Source organism: Paractinoplanes pyxinae, from assembly GCF_026626335.1.
Taxonomy (GTDB): domain Bacteria; phylum Actinomycetota; class Actinomycetes; order Mycobacteriales; family Micromonosporaceae; genus Actinoplanes; species Actinoplanes pyxinae.
Genome location: NZ_JAPNTZ010000025.1, coordinates 23263 through 35723 on the forward strand (window position 1 = coordinate 23263; position 12461 = coordinate 35723).

The 12461-nt window shown below is 71.2% G+C and carries 12 protein-coding genes; 7 read left to right on the forward strand and 5 right to left on the reverse strand.

Going from position 1 to position 12461, the window contains the following annotated elements:
* Nucleotides 1-6: 6 nt before the first annotated feature.
* A complete protein-coding gene (locus OWR29_RS45435) occupies nt 7-1905 on the reverse strand; it encodes a sigma-70 family RNA polymerase sigma factor (RefSeq protein WP_267569902.1) in 1899 nt (632 codons plus the stop codon).
* 167 nt (nt 1906-2072) lie between these two features.
* On the opposite strand from OWR29_RS45435, the gene OWR29_RS45440 reads away from it, so the two are divergent.
* From OWR29_RS45440 to OWR29_RS45450, 3 genes are all read left to right on the forward strand, one after another.
* Entirely contained in the window at nt 2073-2459 is a 387-nt protein-coding gene (locus OWR29_RS45440) for an ATP-binding protein (protein WP_267569903.1), read from the forward strand.
* Between the two features lie 90 nt (nt 2460-2549).
* Nucleotides 2550-3692, forward strand: coding sequence for a PP2C family protein-serine/threonine phosphatase (locus OWR29_RS45445; RefSeq protein WP_267569904.1), 1143 nt, complete (start codon nt 2550-2552; stop codon nt 3690-3692).
* Nucleotides 3693-3758: 66 nt separating this feature from the next.
* Nucleotides 3759-4217 (forward strand): MarR family winged helix-turn-helix transcriptional regulator, encoded by a 459-nt coding sequence (locus tag OWR29_RS45450; protein WP_267569905.1) that lies wholly within the window; start codon nt 3759-3761, stop codon nt 4215-4217.
* A 78-nt stretch (nt 4218-4295) separates the two neighbouring features.
* Here OWR29_RS45450 and OWR29_RS45455 read toward each other — a convergent pair whose 3' ends face one another.
* Nucleotides 4296-4649 (reverse strand): histone-like nucleoid-structuring protein Lsr2, encoded by a 354-nt coding sequence (locus OWR29_RS45455; protein ID WP_267569906.1) that lies wholly within the window; start codon nt 4647-4649, stop codon nt 4296-4298.
* Nucleotides 4650-4834: 185 nt separating this feature from the next.
* Here OWR29_RS45455 and OWR29_RS45460 point away from each other — a divergent pair, with 185 nt between their 5' ends.
* Together OWR29_RS45460 and OWR29_RS45465 are read left to right on the forward strand one after the other, a co-directional pair.
* On the forward strand, nt 4835-5263 hold the full coding sequence (locus tag OWR29_RS45460) for a hypothetical protein (RefSeq protein ID WP_267569907.1): 429 nt from the start codon (nt 4835-4837) through the stop codon (nt 5261-5263).
* Nucleotides 5263-6513, forward strand: coding sequence for a D-alanyl-D-alanine carboxypeptidase family protein (locus tag OWR29_RS45465; protein WP_267570008.1), 1251 nt, complete (start codon nt 5263-5265; stop codon nt 6511-6513). Before OWR29_RS45460 ends, OWR29_RS45465 begins: the two co-directional genes overlap by 1 nt.
* A 3-nt stretch (nt 6514-6516) precedes the next feature.
* Here OWR29_RS45465 and OWR29_RS45470 read toward each other — a convergent pair whose 3' ends face one another.
* Nucleotides 6517-7032, reverse strand: coding sequence for a DUF456 domain-containing protein (locus OWR29_RS45470; protein WP_267569908.1), 516 nt, complete (start codon nt 7030-7032; stop codon nt 6517-6519).
* A gap of 319 nt (nt 7033-7351) precedes the next feature.
* Between OWR29_RS45470 and OWR29_RS45475 the strand changes: the two genes are divergently transcribed.
* Nucleotides 7352-8269: a sigma-70 family RNA polymerase sigma factor gene (locus tag OWR29_RS45475; protein ID WP_267569909.1), complete on the forward strand. Its 918-nt coding sequence runs from the start codon at nt 7352-7354 to the stop codon at nt 8267-8269.
* Between the two features lie 35 nt (nt 8270-8304).
* Here OWR29_RS45475 and OWR29_RS45480 read toward each other — a convergent pair whose 3' ends face one another.
* Complete coding sequence (locus OWR29_RS45480) at nt 8305-10590, reverse strand: HelD family protein (protein WP_267569910.1); 2286 nt, start codon at nt 10588-10590, stop codon at nt 8305-8307.
* 224 nt (nt 10591-10814) lie between these two features.
* Here OWR29_RS45480 and OWR29_RS45485 point away from each other — a divergent pair, with 224 nt between their 5' ends.
* Nucleotides 10815-11330 carry a hypothetical protein gene (locus tag OWR29_RS45485; RefSeq protein WP_267569912.1) on the forward strand — a complete coding sequence of 172 codons (516 nt, stop codon included), beginning with the start codon at nt 10815-10817 and terminating at the stop codon, nt 11328-11330.
* A gap of 57 nt (nt 11331-11387) precedes the next feature.
* Here OWR29_RS45485 and OWR29_RS45490 read toward each other — a convergent pair whose 3' ends face one another.
* Complete coding sequence (locus OWR29_RS45490; RefSeq protein ID WP_267569913.1) at nt 11388-12230, reverse strand: sigma-70 family RNA polymerase sigma factor; 843 nt, start codon at nt 12228-12230, stop codon at nt 11388-11390.
* Nucleotides 12231-12461: the final 231 nt, after the last annotated feature.

Below are 12461 nucleotides of genomic sequence, written 5' to 3' on the forward strand. Positions count from 1 at the left end.
TTGACCTTAGCCCGCAGCCCGGTACGCCTTCCCGGCCTCGGTCGGGCTGTCGCCGTCCTTGTAGAGGCCGAAGTCGACGCTGTCGCCGACGGCGGGCAGACCGAACCAGGCGTACCGCTCGACGTACGAGCGCTTCTTCATGCCCTGGGTGGTGCCGTTGATGAAGGTCACCAGCTGGGCCTGGGCCGGGTATTTGGGCGTACCGCTGAAGTTCATCAAGCCGTACTCGGTGACCCAGATCGGCTTGTTGTAGCGCCTGTGCACGGCGTCGACGTAGCCCAGGAACTGGTCGACGGCCGCGGCCGAGAAGTCGGAGCCGTACCAGTGCAGGGTGATGAAGTCGACGCGGTAGCCCTTCTGCTCGGCGCCGGTCATGAACCGGTCGAGCCAGCCGCCCTTGGTGTCGCCGCCGAACGCGACGGCCGGGCTGCCCAGCCGCTGACCGTTGGCCTGCAGCTTGGGCCAGGCATCGAGGGCGGCCTCGACGGTCATGTTGGCCTGGCCGCCCATGTCCGGCTCGTTGAAGCCGAGCAGGACGTCGCCCTCCTTCTTGGCCTCGGCCAGGGTGGCGTCGGTGACGTTCTTCTGGCCCCAGATCATCGGCACGAATTCGACGTCGGCCGGGCCGGGCATGCTGCGGTTGTTCGACGACCAGTTGTAGTACCAGCCGGCGCCGACGTCGTCGAGGGCCGCCTTGGCCGGGGCGAACTCCCAGACGCCGACACCCTTCTTCTTGCTCGCCTTGGCCGTGATCACCACCGGCGGCGCCTTCGGGGTGGTGGGCTTGGGCTTCGGCGCCGCCGTCTTCGATGGGCTGGGCTTGGCGCTGGTCGGGGCCGCTTTCGGCGTACGGGTGGGGGGTGTCGTCTTCGGCGCGACCACAGCCGCGGTGGTTACCGGCGGCGGATCGGCCTTCTGAGTCACCACAACGGCCGCGGCCCCGCCGGCCACCGCGGTGGTCGAGAGGGCAGCGGTCAGCACCTTGCGCGAGAGGCTGAAGCCGACCTTGGCCGCGACGTGCTTGGCGCTGATCGCCGTGCCGGCCTTCGCGGCGCCGACGCTGCCGCCCGTGAGCCCGCCGCCTCCGGCCCCGGCGCCCGCGAGTCCGCCGCCGGACGCTCCGAGGGAGGCCAGCGCGCCCTTGCCGAGCAGCCCGGCGGGCAGCGGGACGAGGGCCATGCCGGCCAGCAGGCGCTCGGCCGCGACCAACCCGTTCCAGGCCGGCGAGCAGTAGCGGCATTCGCGGGTGTGCCGGGCGATCCGCTTGCGCCACAGCGGGCTGGGCCGCCCGTCCCACTCGGCGGTGAGAACCTGCAGATCGGGGCAGGGCGGGGTGGCCACGAGCGACCGCACGACGACCCGGGCCGTCTCGAGCTGGCCCTTCATGCGCTGGATGCGGACCGCGGCGTGCTGGCGGGTGACCTCGGTCGCCTCGACGATCTCGTCCCGGGTGAGCTCGCCCGACGCCTCCAGCCACCACAGCGACAGCAGTTCACGGTTGTCCTCGTCGAGCCAGCGGGTCGCCTCGGCCGTCTCGCGGCGCTGACCGCTGAGCTCGAGCCGGGTGATGGCCAGGTCGGTGAAGTCGGCCCCGGGGTCGCGGACGTCCTCGTGCACCAGCGCCTCGGGGGCCCCGCGGCGGGCCCGGAAGCGCTCGCGCACCTGCCGTACGGTGATCGCCACCAGCCACGACCGGAACGCCTCGGGGTCGCGCAGATCGCCCAGGTTGCGCAGCACGCGCAGCATCACGTCCTGCACGACGTCGTCCACGTCGGCGTGACCCTCGAGCGCCCGTCCCACGATCGTGTAGACCAGCGGCAGGTAGCCGGCGACGAGCCGGTCGACCGCCACGGGGTCGCCGGCGCGAGCCGCGATCACGACCGTGATGTCGGGTTGTTCCGCCATTGTCCAACCTTCCGAAGGGACGTCTCTGCCGATGGCCGGCCGGCCACGGGAAGGGAGACGCCCAACCCGCCCCTCGATAACACGTTTTTCCGCGATCATCGGATGAGGCGGCGCGTCCGAAGCCACGATTAACGCCTGTGCGGAGCGGGAACCACAAGACCATGCACATGACAGTCCGGCTGGATCTGCCGCGCGAAGCGGGCAGCGTGCCCACCGTCCGCCGGCTGCTGCGCTCCACTCTCGCCGTCCTCCGGGTCGACCACGAGGCCCAGGACGACCTCGAGATCGCCATCACCGAGGCGTGCTCCAACGTCGTGCGCCACGCCACCGGGGCCGAGATGTTCGAGGTCTGCCTGGACGTCGCCGAGAACCGCTGCTCGATCGATGTGCGCGACAACGGCCCCGGCTTCGACCCGGACCAGGTCGGCCCGGCCGGAACGGCCAGTGAGAGCGGGCGCGGGCTGGAACTGATCAAGGCGCTGGGCGAGAACGTCCGCATGCACTCCGTGCCGAGGAGCGGCAGCTTGATCCATTTCGAGAAGTCGTTCGCCTAGGCACCACGTGCAGGTGTCGCGGGCGCACCGCATATCATCCTTGCTCTCCGGCAACTATTGCCGTACGCCTCATCGTGGAGAGGAGATCGAGTGTCCGTCCGTCCGGCTTCCGTCGGCTCGTTCCTGCGCGCGGCGCCGCCCGACCGTCTTCCCGAGGTCGTGGCCCACCACCTGCGCACCTGGTACCCGGTCGACGCGGTGGAGATGCTGCTCAGCGATCTGACCATGAGCGCCCTGTGGCCCGTGATCGACCCCGAGTCGCCCGCCGGCGGCCCGCTCGAGCAGCGGTGCTTCGGCAGCCAGCAGCCGGTCAGCGACAACGGCTCGGGCAAGCTGCTGCTGCCGCTGACCACCTGGGGCGACCGCCTGGGCGTCCTGCGCCTGCAGCTCACCGCCGATCCGGGCCAGGACGCGCTGGCCGAGTTCGTCACGGTGGCCGACGAGCTGGCGCTGGCCATGCGCGCCGCCGACAAGGACACCGACCGGTACCGCCAGGTGGCCCGCCGGCAGCGCCTCACCATGGCCGCCGAGCTGCAGTGGGAGCTGCTGCCCGGCCGTTCCCTGGGCGGCGAGCGGTTCCGCCTGGCCGGTCAGCTCGATCCCGCGTACGCGATGTACGGCGACCACTACGACTGGTCGGTCACCGACGACCGGCTCACCATCACCGTGCTCAACGGCGACGGCGACGGCATCGAGGCCGCCCTGCTGACCACCGTGGCCGTCAACGCCATGCGCAACGCGCGCCGCTCCGGGGCCAACATCGTCGAGCAGGCCGAGCTGGCCTCCGACGCCATCTACTCGCGCTACGCCGGCCAGTCGCACGTGGCCACGCTGCTGCTCGAGGTCGACCTCACCGGCGGCGCCGTCGAGGCGGTCGACGCCGGCTCGCCGAGAGCGTTGATCGCGCACGAGGGCGATATCCGCGGTGTCAGTTTGGAACAACAGTTGCCGCTCGGGATGTTCGGCGACAGTCGTTACGAGATTCAGAAGTTCCAGCTCGAGCCGGGCGACCGGCTGCTGGTGGTGAGCGACGGCGTGCACGCCGCAACACCCGGTGGCCGACCTCCGTACGGGGAAGCGGGCCTGCTCAACGCACTGCGCCGGACGCGGCTGCAACCGCCGACGGAGGCGGTGGGTACGGTGATCCGCGCATTGCGGGACTACCACGCCGGCGCCGAACCGGCCGACGACGCGGTGATCGTCTGCCTCGATTGGCTGCGCCGGACGGCATGATTTCCGGCGCGGACGGGTAGGGGCACTGCGCAGCCCAGCACGTCCGAACGACAGGGAACAGCCGCCATGGATCGGGTCACCGACGTCGCCGCCGCCGTCGAGTCGACGGTCGACGCCCTGGTGTCCGTGCTCGACGCGGCCGACCAGGCGCAGAACCCGAGCGTGCCGCCGGCGCAGCTGCGCGTGCTGGCGATCGTCGCGCAGAATCAGCACACCAACATGAGCCGCCTGGCCGAGGCGCTCGAGGTGGTGCCGTCGTCGGCCAGCCGGCTGTGCGACCGGCTCGAGGCCACCGGGCTGCTGCGCCGGGTGCCCGATCCGCGCGACCGCCGCGAGGTGCGCCTGCTGCTCACCGCCTCGGCCCGCAAACTGCTCGACCAGTTGCGCGAGCGGCGGCGCAAGGCACTGGCCGACGTGCTCGACCGCATGTCGGCCGGCGACCGGCAGGAACTGGTGCACTCGTTGCGCGCTTTTGCCGAGGCGGCCGCGGGCGAGAGCGAGAACGAAGCCCTCCGTACGGCCTGAGGGCTCCGCTTACTTTCCGCACAACAAACCGTGCCCGGCCTTTTACCGCCGCGGACGCAATTCGGCGCAGGCGTTGGCTCAGTGACCGTTCGCCGCGCGGTATGCCTGCGTCACGCTCTGTGGAATGCGGCCGCGCTCGGAAATCTGATGTCCGTTGGCCACGGCCCACTCGCGGATCTGCCGATTCTCGTCGCGCGAGCCGGCCGTGCGACCGGCCGGGGCGCCCGCCCGCCGCGGTGAGACCCGGGCCGCCGCACGGCCGAGCCGGGTGCCCGCGTTGATGTACGGGTCCAGGGCCTTACGCAGCTTCCCTGCATTGGCCTCGGAAAGGTCGATCTGGTAGTTAATACCGTCCAGACTGAACTCGACCGTGCGATCGGCCTTCTTTCCGTCCAGATCGTCGATCAGAGTGGTGATTACCTGGCGCGCCATGACGACTCCCGAGTCCATCCGACCAACCGCGCCCAGTGTTGCTCGTGACCGCCTTCGCGCGCAATAGGCCCGGGCATATTCGGATTCTTCCGCACCCCTTATCGAAACGCGGCACGGCATTCACCGTAATCAGCGCGGAAAGCTCGGCTTGGCCGGGCGGCCGGGCATCACCTAGTGTCGCTGACATGGACCGCGACGCCGACTGGCAGGAACAGCGACGCCAGGCCATCGCCGGTCACGCGGCCGCGCTCGAGGCCGGCCGGGCCGCCGAGGCCCGCGAGGCGTCGGCCCTGATCGACGACTTCGTCCGCCGGGCCGGCGAGCGCGGTTTGACCCCCGGTGTCCTGATGGCTCGAACCTTCGACGGCCGGGCCACGTATCGGACTCATGTGCGAGGCTGGTATCTCAAGTCCAACCGTTCGGTCGCCGTGGGCGAGGACGGGGAGTATTACGTGCTGACCGTCCCGGCGTCGTTGCGGGCCCGGTTCACCGGGGCCGAGCTGAACCCGAGCACGCCCCGGCTGATCGTCGGCGCCGGCGGCGGTGACGGCGAGACGGTGCCGCTGCGGCAGCTGCTCGATCAGCGGCTCGAGGCGGGGGTCTCCTGGCCTTGATCCGCCGCTGTCTGGCCGCGCTCGGTGTGGCCGCGCTCACCGTCCCGCTCGCCGTCCCCGCCCAGGCCGCCGCCTCGGCCCAGGCCGCCTCCGCCTCGGCCGCGGCCGTCGTGCCTTGTCCCAAGCCGAAGGTGGCGCCGCCGCCCAACCGGCCGCCGCGGCCGGTGCCGCCGCCGGACGACCCGGTGGGCAGCGCGATCGGCGGCGACGCGCTCGCCACCCACGGGCTGGTCGTCCCGGCCGGGGCCAAGCCGCCGCCGGCCGTCACGGCCACCACCTGGATGGTGGCCGACCTGGACACCGGCGAGGTGCTGGGCGGCTGCGGCCCGCACGTCTTCCAGACCCCGGCCAGCGTCCAGAAGACCCTGCTGGCCGCCACCGTGATCGACAAGCTCGATCCGAAGCAGCGGATGACCGTGGTCCCGGGCGACCTGAACATCGAGGCCGGCAGCTCAGCCGTCGGCCTGGTCGTCGGCGGGCAGTACCAGATCTCGACGCTGTGGCTGGGCCTCATGCTCAACTCGGGCAACGACGCCGCCAACGCGCTGGCCCGGCTGGCCGGCGGCGGGGGCGCCGACGGCGTGGCCAAGACGGTGGCCGCCATGAACGCCAACGCCCGGCGGCTCGGCGCGTACCAGACGCACGCCGTCACCCCGTCCGGCCTGGACGGCCCCGGGCAGTTCACCAGCGCGTACGACCTGGCTCTGATCGCCCGGGTCTGCTTCGCCAACGCCGACTTCCGGCGCTACGTGCTGACCGAGAGGGCGCAGATGCCCGCCCAGCCCAAGCTGAAGAAGGGCGGGTTCCAGTTCCAGAACGAGAACAAGCTGATCTTCAACTACCCGGGCGCGCTGGGCGGCAAGACGGGCTTCACGACGGTGGCCCGGCACAGCTACGTGGGCGCCGCCCAACGCAACGGCCGCCGACTGGTGGTCACCCTGCTCGGCGCCGAGGCCCGCCCGCAGCGCGGCTGGCAACAGGGCGCGTCCCTGCTCGACTGGGGCTTCTCCCTGCCCAAGGACGAGTCGGTCGGCAAGCTCGTCTCCCCCGACGACCTGGCCCCCACGCCGTCACCCATCCCCAAGCCGGACAAGGCGGCCCCCAAGGCCGCCGTGACCCAGGCCAAGCGCGACGACTCGTCCCAGCCGATGTCGTTCGCCGCCGCCGCCACGGTCGCCCTGGTGCTGGCCGTGACGCCACTCCTGCTCCTGCTGACCCAGCGCCGCCGCCGGCGCCCGGGGCGCCGCTAGGCGTCAGGGCAGCTGCCAGCCCGACCAGAGCAGGCCGAAGACCCAGATGACGGCCACGGCCAGGGCCGCGGTGAACTCGATCAGCAGGGCCATCCCCGCCGCGCCGAGGGCGTTCTTCGTCGAGGGCCAAGCCCGGCCGGCGCCCAGGCGCATGCGTTCGACCAGGTAGATGCCGAGGACGAAGCCCAGCGGCAGGCCGATCACCGGGATCACGAAGAAGCCGATCACGCCGAGCAGGCCGCCGGCCAGCAGGGCCGAGTTGGGGACTCCGGCGTTCTTCAGGCGGCGGCCCGGCAGCAGGTATTTGGTCAGCGCGCCGAGCAGGGCCACGGCGGTGGCGACGCCGAAGGTCAGCCAGCGCACGGCGTCGCTGCCCTCGCCCATGGCGGCCCACAGCAGCACGCCGCCCCAGCTGAGCAGCAGGCCGGGGACGACCGGCACCACGACCCCGACGACGCCCACGGCAATCGCCAGCCCCGCGATCAGGTTGATCACCCATTCGCTGTCGGTCAGACCCATGCGCCCAAGGTGCCAGCCCCAAGCAACGCCGAAAAGACACAGCCCCGAGTTCTCAACCAACCCACAGCTCCTATGGCGTCGCTCCGCTCCGCGGCGATCGCCCCTTCGGGGCTGATGAGGAGGCAGGCGATTTTCCGCCGTCGCAAACCCCGCGACGGCGAAAAACCGACTGCCTCCTCATCAGCGGGGCGATCGCGGGCCGGTCGCGCGCCAGATCGGTCGCCGTTAACAACCTTCGCGCACCCCAATGCGACTCCATCGGGACCCGCCCCCTCCCGAACTTCCCTGTGTACGCCGGAGAGCCACGGGGGGAAAACACATGACCAGCACCGCGACGACCGCTGCCGACATCGCTGCCGACACCGCCGCCACGACGGTGCTCTCGCCGGCCGAGCAGGAAGAGATCATCCGCACCCACATGCCGCTCGTCGGCCACCTGGTGCGCGACATGCTCAGCCGCATCCCCAACCACATCCACCGCGACGACCTGACCAGCGCCGGCCTGCACGCCCTGGTCACCGCGGCCCGCGGCTGGGACCCGGAGCGCGGCATCCCGTTCCACCGCTTCGCCAGCACCCGCATCCGCGGCGCCATCCTGGACGAGCTGCGCGCCCTCGACTGGGCCACCCGCTCGGTGCGCACCAAGGCCCGCGCCACCGACACCACCCGGCAGGCGCTGACCACCACGCTGGGCCGCACGCCCACCGCCGACGAGCTGGCCCAGGCCATGGGCACCACGACCACCGACCTCAAGCAGACCGACACCGACGTGCAGCGCGCGACCGTGCTGTCGCTGCAGGGCTTCACCACCAGCTCGGCCGACGACCTGGTGACCGAGAAGACCCCGGGCCCGGAGGACATGCTGATCCGCCGTGAGCAGATCGGCTACCTGCACCACGCGATCGGCTCGCTGCCGGAGCGCCTGCAGGTCGTCATCACCGAGTACTTCCTGCACGAGCGTCCGATGGCCGACATCGCGGCCGACCTGGGCGTCACCGAGTCGCGGGTGTCGCAGCTGCGCGCCGAGGCGCTGTCGCTGCTCAAGGACGGCCTGAACACCCACCTGAGCCCGGAGCTGGCGCCGGTTCCCGACAACCCGGACAGCATCGTCGCCCGCCGCCGCGCCAGCTACTACAACAGCATCGCCGAGAGCACGTCGGTGCACAGCCGGCTGGCCATGACCAACGCGCACGGTCACACCGCGTTCAGCCGCGGCGTGCCGGTCGCGGCAGCCTGACGATGCGGGGCCCGGCACATGCCGGGCCCCTTTTGTCAGGCCAGAGCGCTGAGCACCTTCGGCAGATCGGCCGTGTGCAGCACGCCGAGCCGCCGGGTGGCCCGCGTGACCGCCACGTACAGGTCGGACAGGCCGCGCGGGCTCTCGGCGATGATCTCGTCCGGCTCGACCACGATCACCGCGTCGAACTCGAGGCCCTTGGCCTGCCGCACGGTCATCAGGACGACCTGGTTGAGCAGGTCGGGCTGCTCCCCCACGGCCGCGCCGGGCACCGCTTCGACCAGCGCGGCGCCCAACGCGGCCTCGCGCGCCTCGGGAACGATCACACCGACGCGCCCTTCCCCGGCTTCGGCCGCTTCCAGCCGTACGGCCGCAATGACCTCGGACGGCAGGGACACCGCAGGAACGCGCAGCGCCCACGGCTCGACACCGGCCGAGCGCACCGAGCGGGGCGGTTCCAGTCCGGGGTCGACCGCGGCCAGCACGTCGGCCGCCACCGCCATCACCTCGGCCGGCGTCCGGTAGTTGACGGTCAGCTCGACCAGGTTCCAGCGCTGGGCCACGAACGGCTCGAAGACCTGCTCCCACGTGGTGGTGCCGGCCAGCTCGGAGGTCTGTGCGACGTCGCCCACCACCGTCATCGAGCGGCTCGGGCAGCGGCGCATGAGCAGGCGCCACGCCATCGGCGAGAGCTCTTGGGCCTCGTCGACGATCACGTGCCCGAACACCCACGTACGGTCGGCGGCCGCCCGTTCGGCGGCGGTGCGCGTGTCCAGCACCTCGTGCCGCTCGACGAAGGCGCTCGCGTCGACCACGTCGATCGCGGACAGGATCTCTTCCTCCTGATCCTCGAAGTCGAGCGAGCGGGAGCCCTCGACGATCTCGAGCACACCCTCGGCGTACTCGATGGCCTCGCGCCTCTCCTGCGCGACCTGCCGGGCCCGCAGCGTGTCGTCGACACCCAGCAGCTCGGCCAGCTCGTCGAGCAGCGGCACGTCGGCCGGCGTCCAGCGGGCGTCGTGCTCGCGCAGCAGCAGGGCCCGCTCGGCCGCGGTCAGCTCACCGCCGGCCGACTCGAGCCGGTCGGGGTCGCTGAGCAGCTCGCGGAGCACCCGGCGCGGGGTCAGCACCGGCCAGAAGTCGAACAGCACCCGCTGGACGTCGATGTCCTCGCGCAGCTCGCGGCGGGTCTCGGCCAGGTCGGCCTCGGAGAGCAGGTTCTCGCCGCCCAGCGGGTCGGCCCCGATCCGCTCGGCGATCTGCAGCGACAGCGCGTGGATGGCCTCGGTGACGAAGATCGACCGGGCCACGTTGTGCGGGCGGCCGGGCCGGCGGGCGGCGGCTCGCGCGTCCTCGAGCACGGCCCGCTCGATGCGCAGCGGGTAGCCGTCGTGGTCGACCTCGACGTAGTCGGCGGGCACGGTCTGCCAATCGGCGACCGCCCGCGCCAGCACGTCGAGCATCACGGTGCGGCCCTTCAACGCGGCCGCCGCGGCCGGCTCGACGGCCCTCGCCCGTACGCCGGGAAACATGTCGCCGAGGGTCGCCAGCAGGACCCCCGTCTCGGCCAGCGACGGCAGCACCTGCGAGATGTAGCGCAGGAAGGTCGGGTTGGGACCGAGGATCAGCACGCCCTGCTTGGTGAGCTGACCGCGGTATGTGTAGAGCAGGTAGGCCGCGCGATGCAGCGCGACCGCGGTCTTGCCGGTGCCGGGACCGCCCTGCACCACCATGACGCCGTTCAGGCCGGCCCGGATGACCTCGTCCTGCTCGGCCTGGATGGTCTCGACGATGTCGCGCATCCGGCCCGTGCGGTTCGCGGTCAGCGCCGACAGCAGGGCCGCCTCGCCGGTCACGTCCTCGCGGCCGGCCGCCCCGGACTCGATGTCGAGCACCTCGTCGTCGATGGCGGTCAGCACCCGCCCCTTGGTGCGCAGATGACGCCGCCGGGTCACCCCGTCGGGCGACACCGCGGTGGCCAGATAGAAGGCGCGGGCGGCCGGGGCGCGCCAGTCGACCAGAAGCGGATCACGATCGTGTTCCTCGGCCGAGAGACCGAGCCGTCCGATGTAGCGCGGCTGGTCGGCGGCGAAATCGAGCCGGCCGAAACAAAGACCGTTCTCGACCGCATTCATCTGCGCGAGTTGCTCGGCGTAATGACTGCGAGTCGCCTCACGTTGCGCACGGCCCTGCGGGGTGCCACCGGCCTCGAGCAGAATTCCGCGAAGGCGCTCGTCGGCCTGCTTACGCAGGTTGTCCAGCCGGTTGTAGAGGGTGGTGAGGTACGCCTGTTCGGCACGGAGGTCGTCGTCTCGCGTCACCGCGGCGGAGCTTGACAAAGCCACTCCCCTTTGTGTTAAAATTCGGGCCCTGGCGACCTTTATGGGTCGTCTTTTTTGTTGCGCGGAAACGCTCAGATTAGCGCATCGATCGGCGTACTCCCAGTCGTGTAACCGAGGTTACGGCTCGCCGGTGAAGTGTCGTCAATCGGTCAAGTTTTCCGGCGAGCCGTTACGCACGACGGCCGATCCCCATTAACCCGGTCATGACCCACAACCACCCGATCCGACGCGCCGCCGCCCTGTCCCTCATCGCTGTCTCCGCCCTCGCCTTCTCCTCGGCGTGCACCGGTGACGACGAGGCCCCGGCCGGCGAAGCCGCCCAGGCGGCCGCGGGCGGCCCCGAGCCCAAGAACGTCGAAGCCGCCAAGTCGGCCGCACAGACCGTCTTCGACCGCTTCGCCGGGGGCGACTTCGCCGGCGCCTGGGACATGTACACGGCCGCGGGCAAGGCCGCGATCACCAAGGCCGACTACGTCAAGCTCAACCAGGCCTGCTCCCGCAAGGGCCTGGCGATCCAGCTCACCAGCGCCCGCATGGAGGGCACGGACCGGGCGGTGGTGATCGCCAAGCAGCTGGTGGCCGCGCAGTCGTACACGATGGTGTACGAGGGCGACGCCTGGAAGCTGGAGCCGGCCAAGGAGGGTCTGGCCCTCTACAAGCAGGGTGCGGCCAAGGCCATCGCGGCCCAGAAGAAGGCCGGCACCTGCGCCAACCAGTGACAGTTGACAGCAACGGTGCCCGCCGCGAACCGCGGCGGGCACCTCTGTGTTGGTGAGTCAGGCGGCGACGATGAGGCCGTCCGGTCCGGTGAGGGCGAGACGCGTACGCAGGGTGCCTTTGCTGCCGATCTGGTCGTAGTAGGCCGTCCGGCGGCGAGCCACACAGCCGTCCTTGACCAGGTTCTGGGCCGCCAGGGCGGGGTCGAGGTGCGTGTTCAGGCCGTCCCGCAGCAGCTTCAGCGCCTCGGCCCGCAACTGTGAGACACGCGACTCGGTGACCCCCAGCTCCTCGGCGATGCGGGCCATCGGCCGCTCCTCGAAGAAGTAGCCCTGCACCACGGCCCGCAGTCGCTCGGGCAGGGCGTCGATCGCGTCCCGCAGATAGCCGATCCGCTCGCGCCGGATCAGCATCTCCTCCGGGCCGGCGCTGGGCTCGGTCACCATGTCGTCGGCGCCCGCCGTGGCGAAACCCTGAAGGCTGAAAACCACTGCCCTTTGTACGTCGTCGTCGGCGTGCTCGATGTCCTCGACCGAGCAGCCGAGCCGGTCGGCGACCTCACGGATCGTCGGCATCCGGCCCAGCTCGGCGATCAGCTCCTGCCGGGCGGTGTCGGTGCGGCGGGCCCGCTGGCGCACCGAACGGCTGGCCCAGTCGAGTCCGCGCAGCTCGTCGAGCAGTGCGCCGCGCACCCGGGCCGCGGCGAAGCGGGCGAAGGGCACGCCGCGCTCGTCGTCGTAGCCCCGGGCCGCGTGGACCAGCGCGGCGTACCCGGCGGAGAGCAGGTCGTCCCGGTTGACGTGGGCCGGGACGCGGGCCAGCATCTCGCGGACCAGGTGGCCGACGAGCGGCATGTGAGCCTGGACGACGTCCTCCCGACGGCGATCCTCAGCAACGCTCATGTGGGGGGTCTCCTCATGTGCCGGCCGGAGGGGGGATTCCGGCGCTGAGGAGAAAGGTGATCCCGATAAAGTGCGAAATGGGTCCCTTTCAGGTGCAGAACAGTTGCTTCGCTTCGCTGTACGAGATGCGGGTATGCTTGATCACGCGGCCCGCCCAGTCTTGCCTCGGGCCGCCTGCCGGACCGCCGTCATCAGCGCGGTCCTTCGGTTCGACCACCACGCGCCGCGACT

Excerpts from the sequence above, each read along its gene's own strand:
- OWR29_RS45475 (WP_267569909.1), top strand. The coding sequence starts at position 7,352 with ATGACCAGCACCGCGACGACCGCTGCCGACATCGCTGCCGACACCGCC.
- OWR29_RS45450 (WP_267569905.1), top strand. The coding sequence starts at position 3,759 with ATGGATCGGGTCACCGACGTCGCCGCCGCCGTCGAGTCGACGGTCGAC.
- OWR29_RS45485 (WP_267569912.1), top strand. The coding sequence starts at position 10,815 with ATGACCCACAACCACCCGATCCGACGCGCCGCCGCCCTGTCCCTCATC.
- OWR29_RS45470 (WP_267569908.1), bottom strand. The coding sequence starts at position 7,032 with ATGGGTCTGACCGACAGCGAATGGGTGATCAACCTGATCGCGGGGCTG.
- OWR29_RS45490 (WP_267569913.1), bottom strand. The coding sequence starts at position 12,230 with ATGAGCGTTGCTGAGGATCGCCGTCGGGAGGACGTCGTCCAGGCTCAC.
- OWR29_RS45455 (WP_267569906.1), bottom strand. The coding sequence starts at position 4,649 with ATGGCGCGCCAGGTAATCACCACTCTGATCGACGATCTGGACGGAAAG.
- OWR29_RS45460 (WP_267569907.1), top strand. The coding sequence starts at position 4,835 with ATGGACCGCGACGCCGACTGGCAGGAACAGCGACGCCAGGCCATCGCC.
- OWR29_RS45435 (WP_267569902.1), bottom strand. The coding sequence starts at position 1,905 with ATGGCGGAACAACCCGACATCACGGTCGTGATCGCGGCTCGCGCCGGC.
- OWR29_RS45440 (WP_267569903.1), top strand. The coding sequence starts at position 2,073 with ATGACAGTCCGGCTGGATCTGCCGCGCGAAGCGGGCAGCGTGCCCACC.